The sequence below is a fragment of the Legionella worsleiensis genome (genome assembly GCF_001467535.1).
In the GTDB taxonomy this organism is placed as follows: domain Bacteria; phylum Pseudomonadota; class Gammaproteobacteria; order Legionellales; family Legionellaceae; genus Legionella; species Legionella worsleiensis.
Map to the genome: position 1 here is coordinate 1 of NZ_LNZC01000024.1, position 386 is coordinate 386.

The window sequence follows — 386 nt, forward strand, 5'->3', positions numbered from 1 at the left end:
TCGTCACCACCGCACTGTCGGTATCGGCCACGCTGAGCGCATTACCATTGGCAGAGCTGAACACTTGATTGGCGTCTTCACTCAGGGTTTGTGCGCCAGACACGCTGTTGACCGGAGCATCGTTCACCGCATTAACGGTCAAACTTACCGTTGCTGTTTCTGTCGTACCACCAGAAGTCACGGTATACGTAAAATCAGTAGTTCCATTGAAATTAGCGGCTGGGCTAAAACTTAAGGTACCGTCGGCATTCAAAAGAACCGTTCCATTCACAACATTGACAGAACCACCTACTGCTATGGCCGTACCGTTAATGGCGGTAATGGTATGACCGGCATTTTCAAAACTGTCGTTTGCATTCACGTCAAGAGTCACAGCCGTGTCTTCA

1 protein-coding gene is annotated in these 386 nt (G+C 49.5%); it reads right to left on the bottom strand.

Going from position 1 to position 386, the window contains the following annotated elements; all coding sequences use genetic code 11:
- The coding region (locus Lwor_RS13875) for an Ig-like domain-containing protein (RefSeq protein WP_169792194.1) at positions 1-386 on the bottom strand (386 nt) is incomplete at both ends.